This window comes from Streptomyces sp. AF1A (genome assembly GCF_047340315.1).
Taxonomy (GTDB): Bacteria; Actinomycetota; Actinomycetes; order Streptomycetales; family Streptomycetaceae; genus Streptomyces.
On the sequence record NZ_JBLEBI010000049.1, the window covers coordinates 14,395 to 39,028 of the forward strand.

The window sequence follows — 24,634 nt, forward strand, 5'->3', positions numbered from 1 at the left end:
GCACATAAGTTGCCTGCCCCGAGTGGGCGGAAAAGCATGGGTAGGTGAGCTATCTGCGCTTTCCCCACCTCAGCGGCGACCTGCTGTGCTTCGTGGCCGAGGACGACCTCTGGCTGGCCCCCCTCGACACCCCGGGCCGCGCCTGGCGGCTCACGGCGGACCGCACGAAGGAGGACCACCCGCGCTTCTCGCCCGACGGCCGCCAGATCGCGTACACGAGCTGGCACAGCCTCGTCCCCGAGATCCACCTCGTCGGCGTCGACGGGGGTCCCGAGCGGCAGCTGACCTACTGGGGCAGCACCGACACCCGGGTCCGCGGCTGGACCCCGCCGGACGAGCACGGAAAGTGCCACATCCTCGCCGTCGCCTCCCACGGCGAGCCCTTCTCGTACTTCACCTGGGCCTACAAGGTGTCCACCGACGGCGACCCCGGCCGCAAGCTGCCCTGGGGCCCGGTCTCCGACATCCAGGTCGCCGACATCGACGGCGCGCACAAGACCCTGCTGCTCACCGGCACCCCGCCGCACGAACCAGCCTCCTGGAAGCGCTACCGGGGCGGCGCGACGGGCCGTCTGTGGCTGCACGGCCGGCGCCTGCTGCCCGGCATCGACGGCCATCTGGCCTGCCCGATGTTCGTCGCCGGCCGGATCGCCTTCCTCTCCGACCACGAGGGCGTCGGCAACCTCTACTCCTGCGCCTGCGACGGAACCGACCTGCGCCGCCACACCGACCACGACGCCTTCTACGCCCGCAACGCCTCCAGCGACGGCTCCCGGGTGGTCTACCAGTGCGCGGGCGACCTGTGGCTGGTGGACGACTTCTCCCCGGACGGGGTGCCGCGCAAGCTCGACATCCGCCTCGGCGGGCCGGCCACCGGCCGCCGCCCGTACCAGGTGCCCGCCGCGCAGAACGTCGACGGCATCTCCGTGGACGAGACCGGCCGGGCCAGCGCCGTCGTGGTCCGCGGCAGCCTGTACTGGCTCACCCACCGCGACGGCCCGGCCCGTACGATCACCGACACGCCCGGCGTCCGGGTGCGGCTGCCGGAGATGCTGGGCACCACCGGGCAGGTCGCCTACGTGACCGACGCCGGGGGCGCCGACGCCGTCGAGATCGCCCAGCTCCCCCGCGCCACCGGCGACCGCCCGCCCCGCCGCCTCGCCTCCGGCGAACTGGGCCGCGTCCTCGAAATGGCCGGCGATTCACGGGGCGAACGCCTGGCCCTCGCCTCCCACGACGGCCGTCTGCTGCTGCTCGACATCGCGGAGGAGCCCGGCACCGAGGCCCCGGAACCTCCCGGTGCCGAGGAGGCCGGCACGCAGAGCGGTCCGGACGCCGGCGGGAGCGAGGAGGGCGCGGGCGCCGGCGTCACCGGGGAGCCGGGCGCCGCCGACTCCCCGGGGCAGGTGGGCCGGCTGACCGAGCTGATCCAATCCGTCAACGGGCCCGTGCGCGACCTCGCCTTCTCGCCCGACGGGACCTGGCTCGCCTGGTCCCACCCCGGGATCGGCCGCTCGCTGCGCCAGATCAAGCTGGCCCGCATCAAGGACCGGCACGTCGTCGACGTCACCAACGGCCGCTTCGAGGACGAGAACCCCGTCTTCACCCGCGACGGCCGCTACCTCGCGTTCCTCTCCTGGCGCGGCTTCGACCCGGTGTACGACGTGCACACCGGCGACCTGTCCTTCCCGCTCGGCTGCCGCCCCTACCTGGTGCCACTGTCCTCGGCGACCCCCTCCCCCTTCGCCCTGAACCCCGAGGGCCGGCCGGCCGCCGGCGGGCTCGACCCGATCGAGGACGGGGAGACCGGCGAGGGCGGCACGGTGATGGTCGAGGTGGAGGGCCTGCCGAACAGGGTCACGCCGTTCCCGGTCATCGCCTCCAAGTACTCCGCGCTGCACCCGGTCGCCGGCGGCGGACTGGTCTGGCTGCGCTGGCCGATCTCCGGCGCCCTCGGTGAGACGTTCGCCAATCCGGCGGACGTCAGCGGCCGGCCGACGCTGGAGTACTTCAACCTCTCCAAGGTGAAGAAGTCCGAACTCGTCGACCACCTCGACTGGTTCGCCGTCAGCGGCGACGGCACCCGGCTGGTCGTCGTGGACGAGGGCGAGCTGCGGGCGGTGCCCGCCACGGAGCTGGGCGACAGCGACACGACCGTCTGGATCGACCTGCGCCGCATCCTGCACGTCGTCGACCCGCCCGCCGAGTGGCGCCAGGCCTTCGAGGAGGCCGGCCGCCTCATCCGGGCCTACTACTGGGACCCCGGCATGTGCGGCATCGACTGGGACGCGGTGCTCGACCAGTACCGCCCGCTGGTCGAACGGGTCGCCTCCCCCGACGACTTCGCGGACCTCCTGCGCGAGGTCCTCGGCGAACTCGGCACCTCCCACGCCTACGTCGCCGCCGCCCGCCGCAACGAGGGCCCGCCCCACTACCAGCGCTGGCAGGGGCTGCTCGGCGCCAACCTGGTCTGCCGTGACGGCCGCTGGACGGTCAGGCGCATCCTCCCCGGCGACTCCTCCGACTCCCGGGCACGCTCGCCCCTGGCCGGCACGGGCATCCGCGAGGGCGCGGTCCTCACCCATGTCGACGGCCGCCCGGTCGACCCGGTGACCGGCCCGTACCCGCTGCTGGCCGGCTCGGGCGGCACGACCGTGGAGCTGACCTTCACCTCCCCGGACGGCGGCGGGGCGCGGCCCCGGCGGGTCGCGATCGTGCCGCTCATCGACGACCGGCCGCTGCGCTACCAGGACTGGGTGGCCAAACGCCGGGCAGTCGTGCGGGAGTTGAGCGGCGGCAAGTGCGGCTACCTGCACATCCCCGACTTGGGCGGCTCGGGCTGGGCCCAGTTCAACCGCGACCTGCGCATGGAGGTGTCCCGGCCCGCGCTCATCGTCGACGTGCGCGGCAACGCGGGCGGGCACATCAGCGAACTCGTCATCGAGAAGCTGACCCGTACGATCCTCGGCTGGGACCTGACCCGTAACGCGCAACCGGTGTCGTACATGTCCAACGCCCCCCGGGGCCCGGTCGTCGCCCTGGCCGACGAGGCCACCTCCTCCGACGGGGACGTGATCACGGCCGCCTTCAAGCTCCTCAGGCTCGGCCCGGTGGTCGGCCAGCGCACCTGGGGCGGAGTCGTCGGCATCACCGGCCGCCACCGCCTCGGCGACGGCACCGTCATCACCGTCCCGATGAACGCCGCCTGGTTCGACGCCTACGGCTGGTCCGTCGAGAACCGCGGCGTCGTCCCCGACCTGGAGATCCTGCGCACCCCCCTGGACTGGGCCGAGGGCCGCCACGCCCAGCTCGACGACGCCGTCCAACTCGCCCTGGAACTCCTCGAATCCAACCCCGCCGCGGTCCCCCCGGACTACAGCGACGTCCCCAACCGCGCCCGCCCCAAGCTGCCGCCGAGGTCGGTGTGAGGTGAGCAGGGGCGCTGGGAACTGCGCGACCAGCCGCGGCGCACCCGCACCAGGGAACGGCCGGCACCACCCCGACGAAAAAGCGGGGGCGCCCCCCAAGCGAGGGGCGCCCCACAACAACCGGCCAAGGCCGAGCGCAGCGACTACGCGTCGTAGTCGTGGTCGAAGCGGTCCTGCATCTCCTGCTCCGTGTCGTCGATGTCGCGCATGTTCTGGCGACCGCGCTCGGACTGGGGCTGCTGACCGCGCTGCGGCTGCTGACCGCGCTGGGGCTGCTGACCGCGCTGCGGCTGCTGACCGTGCTGGCCGGCACGCTCACGCGCCTGACCCGCCTTCTCCTTGCCCTTCTGCTGCCACTCGCCGGCCTGGTCCTGGTACTGGTCCTTCATACCCATGTGGGTTCACTCCCGTAGTGGGTGAGGTGGGGGGGTAGGCCCCTCGGAGGGGCCTCGACCAGAGTCACACGGGCGAACACGGAGTGCATGTCGATCAGTTACGGCGCGTAGCACGGGCCGCCTCGTCGGCCTGCCCACCTGCGCCGACGAGCCCCGAGCGCATCCCCTGCAGCCGCGGCGCGAACCGCTTCATCTCGCGCTGGCCGACCCTCCCGATGAGTCCCGGCAGATATCCGCGCACGCTCTGCATGCCCCGCAGCCACCACTGCCCGTACACATGCGCCGAGCGCCGCTCGATCCCGGCGACCAGCCGGTCCACCGTCGGCCCCAGCGGGTAGGTTCTGTTGGCGGGCCACACCAGCCGCTGCCGCAACTCCCGCATGACGTCGTCCTGGTCGGCGCCGCGCACCATGTCGGTGTCGGTCCAGGACAGATACGCGACGCCGACGCGCACGCCCTGGTAGCCGACCTCGGCGCGCAGGCTGTGCGCGTACGCCTCCACGCCCGACTTGGAGGCGCAGTACGCCGTCATCATCGGCGCCGGGGTGATCGCGGCGAGCGAGGCGATCTGCAGCAGATAGCCCCGGCTCTCGACCAGCAGCGGCAGGAACGCCCGCGCGGTCACCGCCGATCCGATCAGGTTCACCTCGATCACGCGCCGCCAGGCCTGCGGATCGGAATCGACGAACGGACCGCCCGTCGCCACACCGGCGTTGGCGACCACGATGTCGACCTTCCCGAACCGCGCCTTCACCTCCTGCGCCACCCGGTTCATCGTCTCGTGGTCGGTGACGTCGGCGTGCCAGTACGCGCTGTCGCCGTGCAGCCGCCCGGAGACCTCCTTGAGCGCCTCCTCCTCCAGCCCGACCAGCGCCACCTTCGCGCCGCGCGCGGAGAGCTTGCGCGCCAGCAACTCACCGACGCCGCGCGCCGCTCCGGTGACGACCGCGACCTGCCCCTCGAGGCCGACCCTGCTCATGCGCCCTCCTTGATCCGCGCGGAGGCGACCCCCGCGATGTCGGCGGTGGTGGCCGTGACTTCGGCTGTGGTGCCCGTGACTTCGGCCGTGATTCCCGCGGCCTCGGGGACAGTCCCCGTGACTTCGAGTGTGATGTGCGTGGCTTCGGGGACGGCCCCCGTGACTTCGGGGACGGCCCCCGCGGCCTCAGCGGTGGTGTCCGTGGCGACGTCCGTGGCGACGTCCGTGGTGACGTACGTGGTGACGAGTTCGCGGATCCGGCCGGTGACCGGCCCCGGAGCCTCGATCGGCGTCATGTGGCCGACGCCGGGCAGCTCGGTGAGGCCGATGCACTGCGGCAGCGCGGCGACCAGCGCATGGGCGTGCACGGGAGGCGTGAGCCGGTCGGACGCGCCGTGGACCACCGCGGTCGGGATGTCCAACTCCCGTACACCATGGTCGAGATCGAGCGCCGCGAGCACCGCCGCCCAGGCGTGGCGCACGGCCCGCGGGCAGGCGTGCACGATCCGGGCGCACGCCTCGACCATGTGCGGTTCGGAACCGGCGCCCATGGTCGCGTACTTGAGGATGCGTTGCGCGACCGGTGTGACCGGCCCGAGCGGGGCGCGCGAGCCGAGGATGCGCCCGGTGATCCAGGTGCGCACCCGTCCCGCGCGCAGCGGCACCACCCGGGACTGTGCCACCAGGCGCGAACTGCCGGTGCTGCACAGCAGAACGGCGGCGGCATGCTCACGGAAACGGGGGCGGGAGGCGGCGGCCATGACCGTCATGCCGCCCATGGAGTGGCCGACGATCAGGGCCTTCTCTCCCGGCGCGAGCGTATCGCCGAGCACCGCCTCCAGGTCGTCGGCCAGCGCCTCGGTGGTGCAGGCGGGGCTCGCGGGACTGCGCCCGTGCCCCCGCTGGTCGTACGCGATGACCCGGTGGTCGGCCGCGAGGTCCCGTATCTGTGCCGCCCAGAAGGCGGTCGAGCAGGTCCAGCCGTGGGAGAGGACGACGGGCGGCGCGTCGTCGGGCCCGTGCACCTCGACATGCAACCGGGCGCCGTCGGCGGAGACGGCGGTGAGTTCCCGGGACGGGGCGGGCGGGGCGTAGGGGCCGGAGGCGACGGAGGCGGACCGGCTCATGCGGCGGCCCCGCTCCGGCCGGCCGACGGGGCCTTGTCCACCGCGGGCCCGCGGATCACCTCGTACTCCGCGAGGTCCACCCGCCGCGTCGCGCGCCGGAACTCGGTCGTCGTACCGGGCCAGATGGTGGTGTTGCGGCCGCTCGCGTCCAGATACCAGCTGGTGCAGCCGCCGGTGTTCCACACGGTGCGCCGCATGCGCTCCTGCACCTTGCGGTTCCAGTCCTCGACGGCCGCGGGCCGGGCATCGAGGGCCGTACGGCCGCCGAGGACGTCCAGTTGCCGCAGGTAGTCGGCCATGTAGTTCAGCTGGGACTCGATCATGAGGATCATGGAGGAGTTGCCGAGGCCGGTGTTGGGCCCGATGATCGTCATCCAGTTCGGGAACCCGGCCGCCGCGGCGCCGCGCAGGGCCTGCATGCCGCTCTTCCAGGACTCCGCGAGCGTGATGCCCTCCGCGCCGACCACGCGTTCGGCGATCGGCATGTCCGTCACGTGGAAGCCCGTGCCGAAGACGATCGCGTCGACCTCGGCCTCGGTGCCGTCGGCCGCGACGAGCGTCGACCCGCGGATCTCGTCGAGACCGGAGGCGACGACGTCCACATTCGGCCTGGCCAGCGCCGGGTAGTACGCGCTGGACAGCAGGATCCGCTTGCAGCCGATGCGGTAGTCGGGGGTGAGCTTGGCGCGCAGGGCCGGGTCCTTGATGGCGCGGGCCAAGTTGCGCCTGGCGAGCTGCTCGACGAGTCCGAGCTCGTCCGGGTGCTTGGTGAACGCCTGGACCTGCAGCTCCCGGATGCCCCAGAGCAGGCCGCGCCTGAGCTGGGTGGTGAAGGGCAGCGTGCGGTGCAGCCAGCGCTCGGCGCCGCTGATGGCCCGGTCGACGCGCGGCATGACCCACGGCGGGGTGCGCTGGAAGAGGGTGAGCCGGCCGACCTGCGGCTGGATGGAGGGCACGATCTGGATGGCCGAGGCGCCGGTGCCGACCATGGCCACGCGCTTGCCGCGCAGGTCGTAGTCGTGGTCCCAGCGGGCGGAGTGGAACACCTTGCCGGGGAAGGACTCCAGGCCCGGGATCTCGGGGATCTTCGGGTCGGACAGCGGTCCGGTGGCGGAGACGACGACGTCGGCGGTGAGCGTCCCCCGCGCGGTCTCGATCTCCCAGCGCAGCTGCTCGCCGTCCCACCGCATCATCTTCACCTCGCAGTCGAAGCGGATGTGCGGGCGCAGCAGGAAGACGTCGGCGACGTGCTCCAGGTAGGCGCGGATGTGCTGCTGCCCGGAAAAGGTGCGCGGCCACTCGGGGTTGGGCGCGAAGGAGAAGGAGTAGAGGTGCGAGGGCACGTCGCAGGCGCACCCCGGATAGCTGTTGTCCCGCCAGGTCCCGCCGACGCTGCCGGCCCGCTCCAGGACGACGAAGTCGGTGATCCCCTCGCGGCGCAGCCGCACGGCGGCCCCGAGACCGCCGAACCCGGACCCGATCACCGCCACCCGTACATGCTCGTGCTCGGCCATCCCGAAGCCTCCACGCATCACCTAGGAACTCTGCCAGTGAACACTGGCGCAATGGGACTGTAGAGCAGCTCCGTACCGTTCGGTAGGGGGCGGGGGAAGGAAGTTACCGGCGGTACACCATAGGCTTCGGGCGTGGCAGAGGACGCAGAACACCAGGAGGGCGGGCGCGAGTACCGCATGGAGGAGCTGGCCCGGCTGGCCGGCATCACCGTGCGCACGCTGCGCTTCTACCGCGAGCGCAAGCTGCTCCCGCCACCCCGCCGCGAGGGCCGCATCGCCTGGTACGACGACCACCACCTGGCCCGCCTGCGCACCATCGCGGCCCTCCTGGAGCGCGGCCACACGCTGAACGGCATCGCGGAACTCGCCGAGGCCCTCGACCAGGGCCGGGACGTGGCCGACCTGCTGGGCGTCGGCACCCCCACCGAGGAGGAGCCGGTCCGCCTCACCCCGGAGGAACTCGCCGCCCGCTTCGAGGGCCAGGTCACCCCCGAGAACCTCGCCGCCGCCCTGGACCTGGGCTACCTCGGCACCGACGGCGACGAGATCGTCCACATCAGCCGCCGCCTGCTGGACGTGTCCGCAGCGCTCGTCCGCGAGGGCATCCCGCTCGCCGAGGTGCTCACGGCCGCGGCCCGCGTCCGCGAGCACGCCGACGCGCTCGCCGAACTCTTCGCCGACCTCATCCTCCGCCACGCCCCCGAACAGGACCTCCAGCGCCTGCGCCCCCTGGCCCGCAACGTGGTGGAGGCGGAACTGTCCCTGGCCCTGGACCGGCGGCTGACCAAACGCGAGTGAGCGGCGCCCGCTACCGGTCGTAGACGACGGTCACCGGCGCATGGTCGGACCAGCGCTCGGCGTGCGTGGCCGCGCGCTCGACGAGGCCCTTGACGGCCCGTGCGGCCAGGCCGGGCGTGGCGGCGTGGTAGTCGATGCGCCACCCCGAGTCGTTGTCGAACGCCCGCCCCCGGTACGACCACCACGTGAACGGCCCCTCGACATCCGGGTGCAGGGAGCGCACGACGTCCACGTAGCCGCCGTCCTCGGGGGTGAACACGCGGGTGAGCCAGGCGCGCTCCTCGGGCAGGAAGCCGGAGTTCTTCGTGTTGCCGCGCCAGTTCCTGAGGTCGGCCTGCTGGTGGGCGATGTTCCAGTCGCCGCAGACCAGGACCTCGCGCCCGTCGGCGGCGGCCCGTTCGCGCAGGGCCTTGAGGTGGCCGAGGAACGCGTCCATGAAGCGGATCTTCTCGTCCTGCCGCTCGGTGCCGACCTCGCCCGAGGGCAGATAGAGGGAGGCGACCGTGACCCCGGGCAGGTCGGCCTCGACGTAGCGGCCGCTGTCGTCGAACTCGGCCGAGCCGAACCCGACGCGGACCCGGTCGGGTTCGCGTCGGGTGTAGAGGGAGACGCCCGCGCGGCCCTTGGCGGCGGCCGGGGCGTGCACGACGTGCCAGCCGGCGGGCTGCCGGACCTCCTCGGGCAGCTGGTGCGGCTCGGCGCGCACCTCCTGCAGGCAGACGACGTCCGCCGAGGTTCGGGCGAGCCACTCCACGAAGCCCTTCCTGGCGGCGGCCCGCAGCCCGTTCACGTTCACCGAGGTCACAGTCAGCACCCCGGCACGATACCGGCACACTGGTGGGTGCTCGAACAGACCGATGATCCGCTACTGCATAGAAGTACGATACCCAGCATGAATATTCGCCGCGTGCGTTTCGATCACCCCGATGCCGTCAAGCTCAACGACGAGGTCCAGGCCGAGTACGGCCGCCGCTACGGCGACGACGGCGACGCGACGGTCCTCACCGTCGAGGACTTCGACCCGCCCCGGGGTGTGTACCTGATCGCGTACGACGAGTACGACCGCCCCGTGGCCACCGGCGGCTGGCGCAGCCAGGACAGCAACGGCGAGGGGAACGAGGACGGCGACGCCGAACTCAAGCGCATGTTCGTGATCGAGGAGATGCGCGGCCGGGGTCTGGCCCGCCGCATCCTCGCGGAGCTGGAGGAGGACGCGCGCATGGCCGGCCGGGTCCGCATGGTCCTGGAGACGGGCACCGCGCAGCCGGAGGCCGTGGCCCTGTACACCTCCAGCGGCTATGAGCCGTGCGCCAAGTTCGGCTACTACCGCCACCACGAGCTGAGCCTGTGCTTCGCGAAGCGGCTGTAGACGCGGTGCGGATTGATCGACTCGTCGTGCTGCGGTAGCAATGGCGGGTGATACGTGGCGACGAGATCGGGCTGCGGGCCCGGCACGAGACCGACATTCCAGTGCTCCACGCGATGCTGTACAACGACGTGGCAACCCGGTCGCGCCAGGATCCTCGGCCCTGGCTTCCGATACCACCGGGGTCGGCCCGCTCTCCCTATGCCGCTGAGCCGTCGGACGAGGCGGCGTCCTTCTCGGTGGTGGAACTCGAGTCGCAGGAGCTGGTCGGTGCCGCCGGGCTGTGGGGCATCGACACCCACAACAGGGCGGCGCACCTGGGGATCTCCGTGCTTCCCGACTTCCGCGGTCGTGGGTTCGGTTCGGACATCGTCCGGGTACTGTGCGAGTACGGGTTCGCGGTACGCGGACTGCAACGCCTGCAAGTGGAGACCCTGGCGGACAACGCGCCGATGATCGCGGCGGCGAAGCGAGCGGGGTTCACGATCGAGGGCAGGTTGCGGCGCTCGGCCTGGGTGTACGGAGCATTCCTCGACGAGGTGATCCTCGGGCTCCTCGCTCATGAGTGGACGCCCTCGGGACCAGAGGCTGCGGGTCACGTCCGCTGAGGTGGTGCGTCGACGGCCACTCGGCGATCTCGTCCTCGATGCTGTACGACACGTCAAAGCCCCGGTCGGGAGATCCCTACCGGGGCTTTGAGCTGCGTGGACCTGAGGGGATTTGAACCCCTGGCCCCCTCGATGCGAACGAGGTGCGCTACCGGACTGCGCCACAGGCCCTTGCAACGAGTGAAACTTTAGCATCCCGATCGGGGTGCTTGGAAATCCGTTCCCCGACTGCTCAGGGCCAGGTTTCCTGGGGCGTGGCAGCCGTCACTCGTTGGCCGCGCGCGGGCGGTCGCCGTCCTCGTACTGGTCGAAGAGGGGGGTGCGCCCGCGCTCGCGCGTCCGCCGGGCGGAGCCTGCCGCGCTCCCTCCGCGCGAGCGGCCCCGGGCGTGGGGGACCGCGTCGCCGCGGCCGGCCGCGGGCCTGTCACCGGAGGCGGACGCCTGCTCGGCCTCCTCGGTCCCGGTCGCGCGGCCCGCCTCGTGTTCCGGCGCCACCGAGCTGGAGCGTGCGGAGCTCCAGGTGTCCGGCCCGCCCAGGTCGACGTCGGAGGTGGCGCGCGGCGCGACGGGCGCGGTCACATAGGTCGGCAGCGGCACCGGGACCGGGTCCCAGCTGTCGCCGTGCCCGGGCCGCCGCTGGCGCTCGCGCTGCTGGTCGACCCACTCGGCGTGGTCGGTCTGCTCGACGAGGGCGCGCCGGTCGGCGGCGAGCGCGGACAGGCCGGGGTCCGTCTCGGTCGCCGTGCCCTCCTCCGCTTCGTCGGCGCCGGGGCCGGCGTCGAGCGGCGTACGCCGGCGCGGCTGGCGTTCACGCAGCCGCTGGGCGGCGGCCTCGGCGCGCCGGCGGTCCATCTGGTAGGCGAAGCGGCGGCGTTCCTGGGAGCGGAGGTAGGCGATGTACGCGCTGAGCAGCAGGGCGGGCACACCGGGCGCCCACAGGAACGCGAGCCCGCCGACGGCGGCGACGATCGCGCCGAGGGTGAAGGCGAGGAAGAGCATGACGGTGGTGCGCCGACGCCGTGCGAGCACCTTCGATCGCCGGGCGCGCGCCGCTGCCGCCTGCGCCGAGGGCGCGCGGCGCGCTGCGGGCACACGCTTCTGTGCGGGCACGGCGCCGGAGCCGGCCCTGCCGGCCGGGGGGTCGGCCCGGTGGGGTGCCGGTTCGGGGTTCCGGGGCGCCTCGGGCTCGGCCTCCGCGTGGACCTGACGGCGGGTCGGAGGCATGGCAAAGGCCCGGACGTCCACCGAGTCGGTGACGGCGTCCGGTTCGCCGGTTTCCGGCTCCCCCTCCTCGGTGGAGCGCGCCCGCAGGTCCTTGGCGTACCGGCGCTCCATTCCCGCCCGTCCGGACAGCAGCCGGATGGCGGTGCTGAAGCGTTCCGTCGGACGGGCCTCGTTCAGCTCGTCCTGCCTACGGAGCCACATCGGCACCAAGTAGGCGGCCCAGGCCCCGACAATGACTGCGTAGATGAGGCCGCTGCTGCTCACATCTCACACGGTAGAGGGGTTTGCACGAGGCCATCGGCCAATTGGGCCGGTGTGTCGCACGATCTGGCTGATATTTCCAGCTTTTTTTGCGACCGATGCGATCAGTCGGCCACCGGAGCCGTGAATTCAATGCCTAGAGCCGGTCATCGGCCGATCATTTTCGAACACCTATTCAATTTCGGGGGGCCGATGAGTGACCCTGGGCGGGATTCCCCCGGCTGTTCTCCCGCTCGGTGCGCCGGCCCTGCTGGGAGCGTGCCCGCTGCCAGCGGGCGAGCAAACCGTCGGGCGCCTCTTCGGCGGTGAGAGCGAAGACGAGGTGGTCCCGCCAGGCGCCGTCGATGTGCAGATAGCGCGGCCTGAGCCCCTCCTCGCGGAATCCGAGTTTCTCCACGACCCGGCGGCTGGGCCGGTTCTCGGGGCGAATGCAGACCTCGATGCGGTGCAGTCCCACGGTGCGGAAACAGTGGTCCACCACGAGCGCCACGGCGGTCGGCATCACCCCGCGCCCGGCCACTGCCTCGTCCACCCAGTAGCCGATGTGCCCCGAGCACATCGACCCCCAGGTGATTCCCGCGACCGTCAACTGCCCGACGAGCTGCCCCTGGTACTCGATGACGAACGGCAGCATCCGGCCCGCGTTGGCCTCCGAGCGCAGGTGCCGGACCATCTGCCGGTAGGTGGGCCGGTGCACGATCGGCCCGCTCGGCGTGGGCGGCGGGATGGTCGCCTCCCAGGGGCGCAGCCAGTCCCGGTTGCGCCGGTTCACCTCGCGCCAGGCCCGCTGGTCGCGCAGCTTTATCGGCCGGAGGACGACGTCTCCGTCCACCAGCACCACGGGCCAGGAAGGGCTGTTCAGCTCGCACCCCCACCGGCGGGTGCGGCGTGGTCGCCGCCGCGGATCTGGTCGACGGCGTGGGCCAGCAGCGGCTCCAGCACGGCGAGGCCGTCCTTCACTCCGCCCGTGGAGCCCGGCAGATTGACGATCAGGGTCCGCCCCGCCACCCCGGCCAGGCCCCGGGACAGCGCGGCGGTCGGCACCTTGCGCCGGCCGAACGCCCGGATGGCCTCCGCGATGCCCGGCACCTCGTAGTCGATCACCGCGCGGGTCGCCTCGGGCGTGCGGTCGGTCGGCGAGATACCGGTGCCGCCGGTCGTGACGATGGCGTCGTACCCGGCGTCGGCGCCCTCGCGCAGGGCCGCAAGAACGGGGTCGCCGTCGGGGACGACGAGGGGGCCGTCGACCTCGAAGCCGAACCCCTTGAGGCCGTCGACGATCAACGGGCCGCCCTTGTCCTCGTAGACCCCGGCGGCGGCCCTGTTGGAGGCGGTGATCACCAGAGCGCGGTACGTCATGCCCGGCTCCAGTCGCCCGACTTGCCGCCCGTCTTCTCCTCCACCCGCACGTCCGTGATGACCGCTCCCTTGTCGACCGCCTTGACCATGTCGATCACGGTGAGCGCGGCGACCGTCACCGCGGTGAGGGCCTCCATCTCGACGCCCGTGCGGTCCGTCGTCCTCACACTGGCCCGGATCTCCACGGCGTCGTCCGCGACCGACAGATCCAGTGTCACACCGGACACCGACAACGGGTGGCACAGGGGGATCAGGTCCGGGGTGCGCTTGGCGCCCATGATGCCCGCGATCCGCGCGGTGGCGAGCGCGTCGCCCTTGGGCATCCCCTCGCCGCGCAGCAACTCGACCACGCGGGGCGAGACGAGGACGCGGCCGCTGGCGCGGGCGGTGCGCGCGGTCACGTCCTTCCCGGACACGTCGACCATGCGGGCGGCGCCCGCGTCGTCGAGGTGTGTCAGGCGGTCCTGCGCAGGGCGGCCGGGGGTCTCCCCCCGGAAAGGCTCAGTCATGCTGTGTGGCGCTCCCGGTCCGGGCCCGTCGCGGTGGGGTGCACGGGCCTGTTGTGCGCGACACGGTACCTCCCTGCCCGCGCGGGCAGCGGAGCAGGACCGGCGTGCGGCCGGGAACGCGCGCGCCTCAGCCGAGCAGCACGACCTCCACCTCGGCGCCGGGTTCCACCGACTCCACGTCCTCCGGGACGACGATCAGCGCGTCCGCATGCGCGAGGGCCGCGACGAGGTGGGAGCCGGCGCCGCCCACGGGGGTCACCTCCCCGTCGGCGTGGGAGCCGCGCAGGAACTGGCGGCGGCCCTTGGGCGAGCGGAGCGCCTTGTCCGCCCTCAGCACCGCCCGGGTGCGGGGCCGGTGGACGTCCGCGAGGCCCATGAGGGCGCGGATCGCGGGGCGGACGAACAGCTCGAAGGAGACGTACGACGACACGGGGTTGCCGGGCAGGGCCAGCAGGGGCGTGTGGTCGGGCCCGATGGAGCCGAAGCCCTGGGGCTTGCCCGGCTGCATGGCGAGCTTGCGGAACTCGACGCCGCTGCCCGCCACGTCCTCGTCGCCGACGTGCGACAGCGCCTCCTTGACGACGTCGTACGCCCCGACGCTCACTCCGCCCGTGGTCACCAGCAAATCGGCGCGGATGAGCTGGTCCTCGATGGTGGACCGGAGGGTCTCGGCGTCGTCGGCGACGGCGCCCACCCGGTAGGCGATGGCACCCGCGTCCCGCGCCGCGGCGGTGAGGGCGAAGCTGTTGGAGTCGTAGATCTGGCCGCTGCCCAGCGCCTCGCCGGGCTGGACGAGTTCGCTGCCGGTGGACAGGACGACCACGCGCGGGCGCGGGCGCACGCGGACCGTGCCGCGGCCGATCGCGGCGAGCAGGGCGATCTGCGGCGGGCCGAGGACGGTGCCGGCCTCCAGGGCGAGGTCGCCGGCCTTCACGTCGCTGCCCTTGGCCCGCACGTGCGCGCGTGCCTCGGCGGGGCGGTGCACGCGCACCTGCCCCATGGCGCCCTCCGGCGCCAGGCTGCGCGCCCGCATGCCGCTGACCGGGCCCTCGCCCAGGCCGCCGTCGGTCCATTCGACCGGGACGACGGTCTCGGCCCCGGGCGGCAGGGGGGCGCCGGTCATGATGCGGGCGGCCTGGCCGGGCCCGACCCGGACCGGGTCGGCGGCACCGGCCGCGACGTCCCCGACGACCTCGAGCACCGCCGGGAACTCCTCGCCGGCGCCCTCGATGTCCGTGACCCGCACCGCGTACCCGTCCATGGAGCTGTTGTCGAACGGGGGCAGGGACACCGGCACCGTGACGTCCTCGACCAGGACGCAGCCCTGGGCGTCGAGCAGTTGCAGCTCGATGGGGTCGAGGGGGCGGACGGTGGCGAGGATGTCCTCCAGGTGCTCGTCCACCGACCACAGGTCGTCCGGGCCGGTGGCGCGGGTCGCGGCGCTGCTCAAGACTGCTGCATCTCCTCGGCTACGTAACGGCGGAGCCAGGTCCGGAACTCCGGGCCCAGGTCTTCACGTTCGCATGCGAGTCTGACAATGGCACGCAGGTAGTCGCCACGGTCGCCGGTGTCATAGCGGCGGCCCTGGAAGACGACGCCGTGCACCGGTCCGCCGACCTTCTCGTCCTGGGCGAGCTGCTGCAGGGCGTCGGTGAGCTGGATCTCGCCGCCGCGGCCCGGCTCGGTCTTGCGCAGTATGTCGAAGACGTGCGGGTCGAGGACGTAGCGGCCGATGATCGCGTAGTGGGAGGGGGCGTCCGCCGCGTCCGGCTTCTCGACCAGTCCCGTCACCCGTACGACGTCGCCTTCGGCGGTGGCCTCCACGGCCGCGCAGCCGTAGAGGTGGATCTGCTCGGGCGCGACCCGCATCAGGGCGATCACGCTGCCGCCGTGCTGCTCCTGGACCTCGATCATGCGCTGCAGGAGCGGGTCCCGCGGGTCGATCAGGTCGTCGCCCAGGAGCACGGCGAAGGGCTCGCGGCCCACGTGCGGGGCCGCGCACAGCACGGCGTGGCCGAGGCCTCTGGGGTCGCCCTGGCGGACGTAGTGCATGGTCGCCAGGTCGCTCGACTCCTGCACCTTCGCGAGCCGTTCCGCGTCGCCCTTCTTCTCGAGCGCCGACTCCAGCTCGTAGTTGCGGTCGAAGTGGTCCTCGAGCGGGCGCTTGTTGCGTCCGGTGACCATGAGGACATCGTCGAGCCCCGCCGACACGGCCTCTTCGACCACGTACTGGATCGCCGGCTTGTCGACGACCGGCAGCATCTCCTTGGGAGTGGCCTTGGTGGCCGGGAGGAACCGGGTGCCGAGGCCTGCCGCGGGAATGACAGCCTTGCTGATCCTGGGGTGGGACTGAGTCATGCCCGCAACCTTATCCGGTGCCTTTGCGGGGAAACTGTGGCTCCGGTTGGTTGACCCTTTATGACGGCATTCAAGAAGGGCGCGAGAACGACCAGTGGAACACGACGGACGCACGGGCGAGCCTGACAAGCGAAGGTTGCGGCGGGAGTTCCTCGCGGTGAGGAGCAGGTTGACGGACGATGACGTGCTCGAGTCGGGGCGCGCGCTCGCGGTGCGCGCGCTGGAGCTGCCCGAGCTGGCGCGTGCGCGCACGGTGGCGGCGTACGTCTCCGTCGGGAGCGAGCCCGGCACGCTCGCGCTGCTCGACGCGCTGCGCTCGCGGGGCGTGCGCGTGCTGCTGCCCGCCCTGCTGCCCGACAACGATCTGGACTGGGGCGAGTACGCCGGGCCGGGCTCGCTCGCGCGGGTCCAACACGGCGGGAGGATGGCCCTGTTCGAGCCCTCGGGCGAGCGTCTGGGTCCGGACGCCGTGACGGCCGCCGACGTCGTCCTGCTGCCCGGGCTCGCGGTGGACGCGCGCGGGATGCGGCTGGGGCGGGGCGGGGGGTCGTACGACCGTGTGCTGGCCCGCCTGGACCGGGCGGGCGCCCGGCCCCGGCTCGTGGTGCTCCTGTACGACACGGAGGTCGTCGCGCGCGTCCCGGTGGAGCCGCACGACCGTCCGGTGCACGCCGTGGTGACCCCCTCGGGCGCGCGCCGTTTCGCCACCGCCTGACCGCGGCGGCCGGACGGGTGCCCGGATGCGAAGCGGCCCTCCACGCGCGCGTGGAGGGCCGCTTCGGCGGGGTGCCTCAGGGGCTCACGGCTTGAGGACCAGCGTGTCGGTCGTGCTCTTGCCGACCGCCGTGCCGGTGAACGCCCAGGGCAGCAGCTCGCCCTTGGCCCACAGGCTCGTCTGGTCCGTGTAGTGCGCGCTGAAGGCGTGCCCGGAGGCGCCCGTCAGGTTGATCCACTTGGACTTGTCGAAGTCGGCGAGGTTGACGACCATCCGCATGGACGGGACCCACACGACGCCGTAGCCGCCGGCGGCGTTCCAGCCGGTCGCGTTCACCGAGGCCTCGCCGCCGCTGAGCTTCCAGGGGCCGCGGTTGAGGATGTACTGCAGGACCTTGGGGCCGCCGGTGCCGAGCGTCTGGTTCTTCAGGAACAGGCGGTGCAGCCGGCCCCAGCTCCAGGTGTCGATGTCCTTGCCGAGCTTGGCGGTCAGCTCCCAGCGGGCGTCGATCATGGCGCGGGCGAAGAGCTGGTCCATGTTGTTCGCCGCGGGCCGGGTGCCCGACCTGGGCGTCTTCCACCAGTCGCTGTTCGGCTTGTCCATCAGCTTGCGCACGACCTCGAACCAGCGGTCGCCGCCGTCCGGCTGCGCCTGGTCGGCGGCGCGCCGGCCGCACTCGCGCACCTTGGTGTCGTCGTCGACCGGGCCGGTGCTGTCGATCTTGTCGACCCACAGGCACTGCCCCTCGACGCGCAGCTCCTTGGGGAGCTTGTTGCCGAAGGCGAGCTTGAGGATGTTGCGCCAGACCGCGTTGAAGTACGCGGCCGCCGCGGAGTCGGCGTCCTGGGTGTAGTCCCAGCCCTCCAGCAGCTTCTGCGCGTCGCGCACGTCCTTGTCGTCCAGGTTGATCTTCAGCAGCTTCGGCACCAGGAGCCTGGCGATCTCGCTGCTGTTGTCCAGCTGCATCTGCCGCATGTCCTCGGTGGAGATCTTGCCGCCGTCCTTGATCTTGGACTCGATCAGGTCGGTGATGCGCTGGCTGCGGGTGCCGTAGCCCCAGTCGGTGGTGATCGTGTAGGGGTACTTGTCCTTGTCGATCACGGCCTGGTTGGCGGTGACGATGTAGCCGCGCCTGGGGTTGTACTCGTAGGGCAGCTCGTCCTGCTTGATGAATCCGGTCCAGCGGTACTTCGGGTCCCAGCCCGGCGCCGGGATGGAGCCGTCGTCGACCGAGGAGCGGGTGGGGATCCTGCCGGGCAGCGTGTAGCCGATGTTGTTGCGGGTGTCGGCGTAGATCAGGTTCTGCGAGGGCACGTCGAACCGGGCGGCCGCGGCGCGGAAGTCGCTCCAGTCGGCCGCCTTGTCGAGGGCGAAGACGGCGTCCATGGTGGTGCCCGGGTCGAGCGCGGTCCACCTCAGGGCGATGCCGTAGCCGTCGCCGCGGTCGGGAGCGGCGGTGTTGACGGTGGCCCGCTTGCCGACCTGGACGAGTTCGTCGTCGCGGTCGGACAGCAGCGGCATGCCGTCCCGGGTCTGCCGGACCACGATCGTCTTGGACCCCCCGCCGGCCACCTTGATGGTCTCCTGGCGGGTCCGGAAGGGCCGGACCTTGCCGTCGTACAGGTAACCGTTCGCGGTCACCTTCTCCAGGTACAGGTCGGTGACGTCGGCCCCGGAGTTGGTCATGCCCCAGGCGATGTCCGCGTTGTGGCCGATGATCACGCCGGGCATGCCGGCGAAGGTGTAGCCGGTGACGTCGTAGGGGCACTTGGCGGAGACGGTGCGGCAGTGCAGGCCCATCTGGTACCAGACGGACGGCAGGGACGCCGACAGGTGCGGGTCGTTGGCCAGCAGCGGCTTGCCGGTGATGGTGTACTTCCCGGCGACCACCCAGGAGTTGGAGCCGATGCCCTGGCCGTTCACGCCGACGGCCGTGGGCACGTCGTCCAGGACGTTGTACAGGCCCGCCAGCTGGCTCGTGAGCCCCGATCCGGTGGCGCCCGAGGTGGTGGAGCCGGTCGCGCCCGACGTGCCCTGGGAGCCGCCCGTGGCGCCGCCCGCCGTGGTGCCCCCGGCCGTGCCCTGGGAGGCGCCGGCCGAGCCGCTCTGCTGGAAGCTGTGGGTCAGATCGCTGTACTGGCCCTCCTGCACGATCGGCTTGTTCCGGCTGTACGGGTACTCCGGGTACAGGTCCTGGATCTGCTGCGGGCCGAGGCGGCTCGTCATCAGGGCCCGGTCGATCTCGTCCTGCATGTTGCCGCGCAGGTCCCAGGCCATCGCCTTCAGCCAGGAGACGGAGTCGACCGGGGTCCACTTCTGCGGCTTGTAGTCGTTGGTGAGGCCGAGGGCCGCGTACTCCAGGGAGATGTCCTTGCCGTCCTTGCCCTGGAGGTAGGCGTTGACTCCCTTGGCGTAGGCCTGGAGGTAGGTCTTCGTGGAGGCCGACAGCTTGGTGTCGTACTCCTGTTTGGCAACCCGGTCCCAGCCGAGCGTGCGCAGGAACTCGTCGTTCTTGACCTGGCTCTTGCCGAACATCTCCGACAGGCGTCCCGAGGTCATGTGGCGGCGCACGTCCATCTCGTAGAACCGGTCCTGCGCCTGGACGTAGCCCTGCGCCATGAACAGGTCCTCGGCGGAGGACGCGTAGATCTGCGGAATGCCGTTGCCGTCCCGCTTGACGTCGACCGGCCCGGACAGGCCGTCGAGCGTGATCGATCCCGTGGTCTGCGGGAAGGAGGCGCGGACGGTGCTGATCGACCAGTACGCCCCGTAGGCGATGCCGCCGATGATGGCCAGGACGAGCACCAGCACGATCAGTCGGGCTTTGCGCCCCTTCTTCCTGCCGGACGGGACGGACGTGGCACCCGTGGCGGTGTCACCCGTTGTGGCGGTGGTGTTGGGGGGCATCGCTGTCCTTGCTGTCCTAACGCGAGCGGCAGGTCGGGCTGTGACTTTGAATGAGCGCTGGAGCAACCATAGGCGCAGGGCCCTGTCCCCCTTGACGCGGAGTCGGGAACCAGCGCGCACGGACGTTCGATCTTGCCCCGCCAAGCGTCAAGAAAGCGTCAAGAGTTAGGTAAGGTAACGAAGTAACCGCAGATCTCGGGGAAGGATCCGCCGCTGACTGTTCACCACCTCAACCAGCTCCTGCTCGTCTGCTCCGTCGTCCTGCTCGTCGCCGTCGCGGCCGTGCGGCTCTCCTCCCGCAGCGGGCTCCCCAGCCTGCTCGTGTACCTGGGGATCGGCGTGCTCATGGGCCAGGACGGCCTCGGCCACATCCGCTTCGACAACGCCGCGTCGACCCAGGTCATGGGCTACGCGGCCCTGGTCGTGATCCTCGCCGAGGGCGGCCTGGGCACCAAGTGGAAGGAGATCCGGCCGGCCCTGTCGCCCGCCACCGTGCTGGCGACGGCGGGCGTCGCGGTCAGCGTGGGCGTCACGGCGGCGGGCGCGCACTACCTGGTGGGGCTGGAATGGCGGCAGGCGCTCATCATCGGCGCCGTGGTGTCGTCCACGGACGCGGCGGCGGTCTTCTCGGTGCTGCGCAAAATCCCCCTCCCCGCGCGCGTGACGGGCATGCTGGAGGCGGAGTCCGGGTTCAACGACGCACCGGTGGTCATCCTGGTCGTCGCCTTCTCCGCCGCCGGACCGGTCGAGCACTGGTACGTCCTGCTGGGCGAGATAGTCCTGGAGCTGGCCATCGGCGCGGCCATGGGGCTCGCGGTGGGCTGGATAGGCTCCTGGGGCCTGAGGCACGTGGCGCTGCCCGCGTCCGGCCTCTACCCGATCGCCGTGATGGCGATCGCCGTCACCGCGTACGCCGCCGGCGCCCTCGCGCACGGCAGCGGCTTCCTGGCCGTCTACCTGGCCTCGATGGTGCTCGGCAACGCACGACTCCCCCACTGGCCCGCGACCCGCGGCTTCGCCGAGGGGCTCGGCTGGATCGCCCAGATCGGCATGTTCGTCGTCCTCGGCCTGCTGGTCACGCCGCACGAACTGGGCGACGACGTGCTGCCCGCCCTGGTCACCGGGCTGGTGCTGACCATGGTGGCGCGCCCGCTGAGCGTGGTGCTCAGCCTGGTGCCGTTCAGGGTGCCGTGGCAGGAGCAGGTCCTGATGTCCTGGGCGGGACTGCGCGGCGCCGTGCCCATCATCCTGGCGACGATCCCGATGGTGAACGGCGTCCCCGGCAGCCGCCGCATCTTCAACATCGTGTTCATGCTGGTCGTCGCCTACACGCTCGTCCAGGGGCCGACCCTGCCGTGGCTGGCCCGCACGCTGCGCCTGGGCGAGGAGGGCGAGGCCTCCGACCTCGGCATCGAGTCGGCACCGCTGGAGCGGCTGCGCGGCCACCTGCTGTCCGTCACGATCGGGGAGGGGTCGCGCATGCACGGCGTGGAGGTCGGCGAGCTGCGGCTGCCACCCGGCTCCGCCGTCACCCTCGTGGTGCGCGAAGGAAAATCTTTTGTCCCGTTGCCGACGACGGTGCTGCGGCGCGGCGACGAGCTGCTGGTCGTCACCACCGACCCGGTCCGCGACGCGGCGGAACGGCGCCTGCGCGCCGTCGCCCACGGCGGCAAGCTGGCCGACTGGCTGGGCACGGACGGGCCGGAATCACGCAGGTCCCGCTGAAAGGCCCTTCCGGCGGCCGACACCTCGCGTCATCACAGGTGACCGCCCTGCCTGGTGCTCCTTTTCACAGCCGGAGCGGGCGGTGATCCCTGTAACATGAAGGCGCACCCTGATCGAACCAACTCTGCCTGACGCAGAGCTGGCGCGACCGTATGGCGGCCGTGTCGCCCCCCACTCGCCGTGGGCGCCGGTATCTACCGCAGTCCGCGCAAGAGGACAGCTCTCGGCGCCCGGACCCGCACGGGGCCCGCGCTACCAGGCGGCAGAAAGGCACGGGCCGTGGGATCCACGGTCACCACCGACGAACCGGCGACGACGCCGCCGGCATCCTCCCGCCCCGGATACGGGCAGCTGCTGCGCACCCGCGGCGCCTGGACCTTCCTGCTCCCCGGCTTCGCGGCACGCCAGCCGTTCGCGATGCTCACCCTCTCCATCGTGCTGCTGGTGCAGCACACCACCGGCTCCTACGGCGCCGCGGGCGCCATCGCCGCCGCCACCGGGGTGTCCATGGCACTGTTCGCGCCCTACAGCGGGCGGCTGGCCGACCGCTTCGGCCAGCGGGCCGTGCTGGTGCCCGGCGTCCTGGTGCACGCGCTGTCGGGCCTGTCCCTGACGGTGCTCGCCCTCGCGCACGCGCCGCTGTGGGCGCTGTTCCTGGCGGCCGTGCCCACCGGCGCCTCGGTGCCGCAGATCGGCCCCATGGTGCGGGCCCGCTGGGGCGTCACGCTCCAGGGCTCGCCCCTGATGGCCACCGCGGCGGCCTTCGAGTCCGTCACCGACGAGCTGACCTTCGTCTTCGGCCCCCTGCTGGCGACCGCGCTGTGCACCGCCGTCGCGCCGGCGGCCGGCCTGCTCACCGAGGCCGCGCTCACCCTCGTCGGCGGTCTGCTGTTCGCCGCGCGGAAGCGCACCCAGCCGCCGGTCGCCGGCACGGGCGGGCACGCGCGCGTGCCGCACGCCTCCGCACTGCGCGTCCCGGGCGTACGCGTGCTGGTCGTCGCCTTCCTGGGCATCGGCTCGGTCTTCGGCGGAATGCAGGTGTCCCTGGCGGCGTTCACGCACTCGATCGGCGAGCCCGGCCTGAACGGCGTCCTGTACGGCGTCTTCGCGGCAGGCAACATGCTGTCCGGCATCGTCTGCGGCGCCATCGCCTGGAAGGTGGCTCCCCGGCGTCGCCTGGTCGCCGGCTACACGGCGCTCGCGCTGAGCGCGTCCGCGCTGTGGACGGCGCACTCGGTGCCGCTGCTCGGCGCGCTCGGCCTGCTGGTCGGCATGTGCATCGCGCCGGCGCTGATCACCGGCTACACACTGGTCGAGGCCCTGGTCCCGGCCGGTGCCCGCACCGAGGCCTTCACCTGGCTGACCGGCGCGGTGGCTTTCGGCCAGGCGGCCGCCGTCACCGTCGCCGGACAGCTCGAGGACCGGCTGTGGGACGGCGCCGGATTCCTGGTCCCCATGGCCGGCACGGTGCTCGCGCTGGCCACCCTGGTGGCACTGAGGTCGCTGCTGGTGGCCCGGCAGCAGAACCGCACCGTCGCACGTGGCGTCGGTCACCGAGTGCCGATGACAGTGGACTGAGCCCCGGGAATGCGTCACTATGGACCCTCGTTAGCACTCATTGAGTGAGAGTGCCAGGAGGAAGACAGTGCCGACCTACCAGTACCAGTGCACCGAGTGCGGCGAGGGCCTCGAGGCGGTGCAGAAGTTCACCGACGACGCCTTGACCGAGTGCCCCAGCTGCAGCGGCCGTCTGAAGAAGGTGTTCTCCGCGGTCGGCATCGTCTTCAAGGGCTCCGGCTTCTACCGCAACGACTCCCGCGGCTCCACGTCGAGCAGCAGCCCGGCGTCGAAGCCCTCCGAGTCGAAGTCGTCCGGCTCCACCTCGTCCGACGCGAAGTCGTCCTCGTCGTCGTCCTCGTCGTCGACGTCCTCGGCGAGCTCCTCCGCCGCCTGAGACACCCGAGATCACCCGGACCCCGCCGTCCCGCGACGGCGGGGTCTTCGGCGCTCTCGGGCACCGGCTCCCCCGGCGGCTCGGGCGCCAGCTAGTGTGCTGGTCATGGCGAACGCAGAGATCGGCGTAATCGGCGGCTCGGGTTTCTACTCGTTCCTCGACGACGTGACCGAGGTCCAGGTGGACACCCCCTACGGGCCGCCCAGCGACTCCCTGTTCCTCGGCGAGATCGCCGGCCGGCGGGTCGCCTTCCTGCCCCGGCACGGCCGCGGCCACCATCTGCCGCCGCACCGCATCAACTACCGCGCCAATCTGTGGGCACTGCGCTCGGTCGGCGTCCGGCAGGTCCTCGGCCCGTGCGCGGTCGGCGGCCTGCGGCCCGAGTACGGCCCCGGCACCCTGCTGGTGCCGGACCAACTGGTGGACCGCACGAAGACCAGGGTCCAGACGTACTTCGACGGGCTGCCGCTGCCCGACGGCACCGTGCCGAACGTCGTGCACGTGTCCATGGCCGACCCCTACTGCCCCGCCGGCCGGGCGGTCGCCCTGAAGGCCGCCCGCGGCCGTGACTGGGAGCCGGTGGACGGCGGCACGCTGGTCGTGGTCGAGGGGCCGCGCTTCTCGACGCGCGCCGAGTCGCTGTGGCACCAGGCGCAGGGCTGGTCGGTCGTGGGCATGACCGGCCACCCGGAAGCGGCGCTCGCCCGGGAGCTGGAGCTCTGCTACACGTCCCTGACCCTGGTCACCGACCTCGACGCGGGCGCCGAGACCGGCGAGGGCGTCTCGCACGAGGAGGTCCTGCGGGTCTTCGCGGCCAACGTGGACCGGCTGCGCGGGGTGCTGTTCGACGCGGTGGCCGCGCTGCCGGAAACCGGAGCGCGGGACTGCCGGTGCGCAGACGCCCTCGGCGGGATGGACCCCGGCTTCGCACTGCCGTAGGGCTCCGGGACGGGCGGGGCTCGCTCGTTCGGGTGGGCGGGTTTTCCACAACCGGCCCGTGGTCCACCGGCTCCGGCGGACTTCGGCGCGAGGCCTCATCGTGGCATCGCAAGCCGAACTCTCGTCGCAGGCGGTGATTCCCATGCCCTTGTCCTCGTCGTCCCCGCTCCCCTCCACGCCCACCGCACCCGCCTCCTCGTCTCCCCCGCCCGCCCGATCCCCGTTCCCGCCTCCGCTCCGGCTCCCGCGTCCGCTGGGCACGGACGCGCCGGCGACCTGCGCGGTGCCGCAGTTCCCTCCGGTGCGGGTGGGCGGCGGGCGGTACCAGGTGCAGCGACTCCTGCGGCATCGAAGGCGGGCCATCGCGGCCGGCCTCGCCGTGACCGCGGCAGCCCTCGTGACCGCCGGCCCGCGCACCGCGCCGGAACCGCACCACACCGAGCGCGCCCGCGGGCTCCGCGGCCGGCA

At 72.2% G+C, this 24,634-nt stretch carries 21 protein-coding genes, 1 tRNA gene and 1 pseudogene; 10 read left to right on the forward strand and 13 right to left on the reverse strand.

From position 1 onward, the window contains the following. Positions 1–44 precede the first annotated feature (44 nt). On the forward strand, positions 45–3,428 hold the full coding sequence (locus ACLU3S_RS16340; protein ID WP_413952581.1) for a S41 family peptidase: 3,384 nt from the start codon (positions 45–47) through the stop codon (positions 3,426–3,428). A 143-nt stretch (positions 3,429–3,571) separates the two neighbouring features. Here the strand turns inward: ACLU3S_RS16340 and ACLU3S_RS16345 are convergent, their stop codons facing one another. The 4 genes from ACLU3S_RS16345 to ACLU3S_RS16360 all read right to left on the reverse strand — a co-directional run bounded on the left by ACLU3S_RS16345 (position 3,572) and on the right by ACLU3S_RS16360 (position 7,443). Continuing rightward, on the reverse strand, positions 3,572–3,823 hold the full coding sequence (locus tag ACLU3S_RS16345; RefSeq protein WP_413952582.1) for a hypothetical protein: 252 nt from the start codon (positions 3,821–3,823) through the stop codon (positions 3,572–3,574). Between the two features lie 94 nt (positions 3,824–3,917). Then, positions 3,918–4,802, reverse strand: coding sequence for an SDR family oxidoreductase (locus ACLU3S_RS16350; protein ID WP_413952583.1), 885 nt, complete (start codon positions 4,800–4,802; stop codon positions 3,918–3,920). Further along, positions 4,799–5,929, reverse strand: a complete 1,131-nt coding sequence (locus ACLU3S_RS16355; RefSeq protein WP_413952584.1) for an alpha/beta fold hydrolase — start codon at positions 5,927–5,929, stop codon at positions 4,799–4,801. Before ACLU3S_RS16355 ends, ACLU3S_RS16350 begins: the two co-directional genes overlap by 4 nt. After that, positions 5,926–7,443 (reverse strand): flavin-containing monooxygenase, encoded by a 1,518-nt coding sequence (locus tag ACLU3S_RS16360; protein WP_413952585.1) that lies wholly within the window; start codon positions 7,441–7,443, stop codon positions 5,926–5,928. The genes ACLU3S_RS16355 and ACLU3S_RS16360 overlap by 4 nt, the downstream gene beginning before the upstream one ends. Positions 7,444–7,620: 177 nt before the next feature. On the opposite strand from ACLU3S_RS16360, the gene ACLU3S_RS16365 reads away from it, so the two are divergent. Next, positions 7,621–8,241, forward strand: coding sequence for a MerR family transcriptional regulator (locus ACLU3S_RS16365; RefSeq protein WP_413952600.1), 621 nt, complete (start codon positions 7,621–7,623; stop codon positions 8,239–8,241). Between the two features lie 10 nt (positions 8,242–8,251). Here the strand turns inward: ACLU3S_RS16365 and ACLU3S_RS16370 are convergent, their stop codons facing one another. Next, positions 8,252–9,055, reverse strand: a complete 804-nt coding sequence (locus tag ACLU3S_RS16370; RefSeq protein WP_413952586.1) for an exodeoxyribonuclease III — start codon at positions 9,053–9,055, stop codon at positions 8,252–8,254. A gap of 78 nt (positions 9,056–9,133) precedes the next feature. Here ACLU3S_RS16370 and ACLU3S_RS16375 point away from each other — a divergent pair, with 78 nt between their 5' ends. Both ACLU3S_RS16375 and ACLU3S_RS16380 read left to right on the forward strand, forming a co-directional pair. Then, on the forward strand, positions 9,134–9,610 hold the full coding sequence (locus ACLU3S_RS16375; RefSeq protein WP_413952587.1) for a GNAT family N-acetyltransferase: 477 nt from the start codon (positions 9,134–9,136) through the stop codon (positions 9,608–9,610). A gap of 47 nt (positions 9,611–9,657) precedes the next feature. After that, entirely contained in the window at positions 9,658–10,215 is a 558-nt protein-coding gene (locus ACLU3S_RS16380) for a GNAT family N-acetyltransferase (protein WP_413952588.1), read from the forward strand. Between the two features lie 97 nt (positions 10,216–10,312). Here the strand turns inward: ACLU3S_RS16380 and ACLU3S_RS16385 are convergent. From ACLU3S_RS16385 to galU, 7 genes are all read right to left on the reverse strand, one after another. Further along, a tRNA-Ala gene (locus ACLU3S_RS16385) sits at positions 10,313–10,386 on the reverse strand. A 93-nt stretch (positions 10,387–10,479) separates the two neighbouring features. Next, the gene (gene glpR / locus ACLU3S_RS16390; protein ID WP_413952589.1) at positions 10,480–11,703 is read right to left on the reverse strand and encodes a gephyrin-like molybdotransferase receptor GlpR; all 1,224 of its coding nucleotides are present in this window, start codon (positions 11,701–11,703) and stop codon (positions 10,480–10,482) included. Positions 11,704–11,875: 172 nt separating this feature from the next. Beyond that, on the reverse strand, positions 11,876–12,538 hold the full coding sequence (locus ACLU3S_RS16395; RefSeq protein WP_413952590.1) for a GNAT family N-acetyltransferase: 663 nt from the start codon (positions 12,536–12,538) through the stop codon (positions 11,876–11,878). A gap of 20 nt (positions 12,539–12,558) precedes the next feature. Continuing rightward, positions 12,559–13,059 (reverse strand): MogA/MoaB family molybdenum cofactor biosynthesis protein, encoded by a 501-nt coding sequence (locus ACLU3S_RS16400; protein ID WP_413952591.1) that lies wholly within the window; start codon positions 13,057–13,059, stop codon positions 12,559–12,561. Continuing rightward, positions 13,056–13,568 carry a cyclic pyranopterin monophosphate synthase MoaC gene (gene moaC / locus ACLU3S_RS16405; protein ID WP_413952592.1) on the reverse strand — a complete coding sequence of 171 codons (513 nt, stop codon included), beginning with the start codon at positions 13,566–13,568 and terminating at the stop codon, positions 13,056–13,058. Before moaC ends, ACLU3S_RS16400 begins: the two co-directional genes overlap by 4 nt. A gap of 127 nt (positions 13,569–13,695) precedes the next feature. After that, positions 13,696–15,018, reverse strand: coding sequence for a gephyrin-like molybdotransferase Glp (gene glp, locus ACLU3S_RS16410; protein ID WP_413952593.1), 1,323 nt, complete (start codon positions 15,016–15,018; stop codon positions 13,696–13,698). Next, the gene (gene galU, locus ACLU3S_RS16415; protein WP_413952594.1) at positions 15,015–15,926 is read right to left on the reverse strand and encodes a UTP--glucose-1-phosphate uridylyltransferase GalU; all 912 of its coding nucleotides are present in this window, start codon (positions 15,924–15,926) and stop codon (positions 15,015–15,017) included. Before galU ends, glp begins: the two co-directional genes overlap by 4 nt. Positions 15,927–16,020: 94 nt before the next feature. Between galU and ACLU3S_RS16420 the strand changes: the two genes are divergently transcribed. Continuing rightward, entirely contained in the window at positions 16,021–16,641 is a 621-nt protein-coding gene (locus ACLU3S_RS16420) for a 5-formyltetrahydrofolate cyclo-ligase (protein ID WP_413952595.1), read from the forward strand. Between the two features lie 84 nt (positions 16,642–16,725). Here the strand turns inward: ACLU3S_RS16420 and ACLU3S_RS16425 are convergent, their stop codons facing one another. Further along, positions 16,726–19,548 (reverse strand): penicillin acylase family protein, encoded by a 2,823-nt coding sequence (locus ACLU3S_RS16425; RefSeq protein WP_413952596.1) that lies wholly within the window; start codon positions 19,546–19,548, stop codon positions 16,726–16,728. Positions 19,549–19,740: 192 nt separating this feature from the next. On the opposite strand from ACLU3S_RS16425, the gene ACLU3S_RS16430 reads away from it, so the two are divergent. The 5 genes and pseudogenes from ACLU3S_RS16430 to ACLU3S_RS16450 all read left to right on the forward strand — a co-directional run. Next, positions 19,741–21,273, forward strand: a complete 1,533-nt coding sequence (locus ACLU3S_RS16430; RefSeq protein ID WP_413952601.1) for a potassium/proton antiporter — start codon at positions 19,741–19,743, stop codon at positions 21,271–21,273. 279 nt (positions 21,274–21,552) lie between these two features. After that, positions 21,553–22,851, forward strand: a complete 1,299-nt coding sequence (locus ACLU3S_RS16435) for an MFS transporter (protein ID WP_413952597.1) — start codon at positions 21,553–21,555, stop codon at positions 22,849–22,851. Positions 22,852–22,918: 67 nt separating this feature from the next. Continuing rightward, positions 22,919–23,227 carry an FmdB family zinc ribbon protein gene (locus tag ACLU3S_RS16440; RefSeq protein WP_413952598.1) on the forward strand — a complete coding sequence of 103 codons (309 nt, stop codon included), beginning with the start codon at positions 22,919–22,921 and terminating at the stop codon, positions 23,225–23,227. A 105-nt stretch (positions 23,228–23,332) separates the two neighbouring features. Further along, positions 23,333–24,166 (forward strand): S-methyl-5'-thioadenosine phosphorylase, encoded by an 834-nt coding sequence (locus ACLU3S_RS16445; RefSeq protein WP_413952599.1) that lies wholly within the window; start codon positions 23,333–23,335, stop codon positions 24,164–24,166. Between the two features lie 142 nt (positions 24,167–24,308). Next, positions 24,309–24,634 (forward strand): annotated as a pseudogene (locus ACLU3S_RS16450) (hypothetical protein); the annotation flags it as partial.

Excerpts from the sequence above, each read along its gene's own strand:
- ACLU3S_RS16355 (WP_413952584.1), bottom strand. The coding sequence starts at position 5,929 with ATGAGCCGGTCCGCCTCCGTCGCCTCCGGCCCCTACGCCCCGCCCGCC.
- moaC (WP_413952592.1), bottom strand. The coding sequence starts at position 13,568 with ATGACTGAGCCTTTCCGGGGGGAGACCCCCGGCCGCCCTGCGCAGGAC.
- ACLU3S_RS16345 (WP_413952582.1), bottom strand. The coding sequence starts at position 3,823 with ATGGGTATGAAGGACCAGTACCAGGACCAGGCCGGCGAGTGGCAGCAG.
- ACLU3S_RS16365 (WP_413952600.1), top strand. The coding sequence starts at position 7,621 with ATGGAGGAGCTGGCCCGGCTGGCCGGCATCACCGTGCGCACGCTGCGC.
- ACLU3S_RS16350 (WP_413952583.1), bottom strand. The coding sequence starts at position 4,802 with ATGAGCAGGGTCGGCCTCGAGGGGCAGGTCGCGGTCGTCACCGGAGCG.
- ACLU3S_RS16360 (WP_413952585.1), bottom strand. The coding sequence starts at position 7,443 with ATGGCCGAGCACGAGCATGTACGGGTGGCGGTGATCGGGTCCGGGTTC.
- galU (WP_413952594.1), bottom strand. The coding sequence starts at position 15,926 with ATGACTCAGTCCCACCCCAGGATCAGCAAGGCTGTCATTCCCGCGGCA.
- ACLU3S_RS16425 (WP_413952596.1), bottom strand. The coding sequence starts at position 19,548 with ATGCCCCCCAACACCACCGCCACAACGGGTGACACCGCCACGGGTGCC.
- ACLU3S_RS16375 (WP_413952587.1), top strand. The coding sequence starts at position 9,134 with ATGAATATTCGCCGCGTGCGTTTCGATCACCCCGATGCCGTCAAGCTC.
- ACLU3S_RS16400 (WP_413952591.1), bottom strand. The coding sequence starts at position 13,059 with ATGACGTACCGCGCTCTGGTGATCACCGCCTCCAACAGGGCCGCCGCC.
- ACLU3S_RS16445 (WP_413952599.1), top strand. The coding sequence starts at position 23,333 with ATGGCGAACGCAGAGATCGGCGTAATCGGCGGCTCGGGTTTCTACTCG.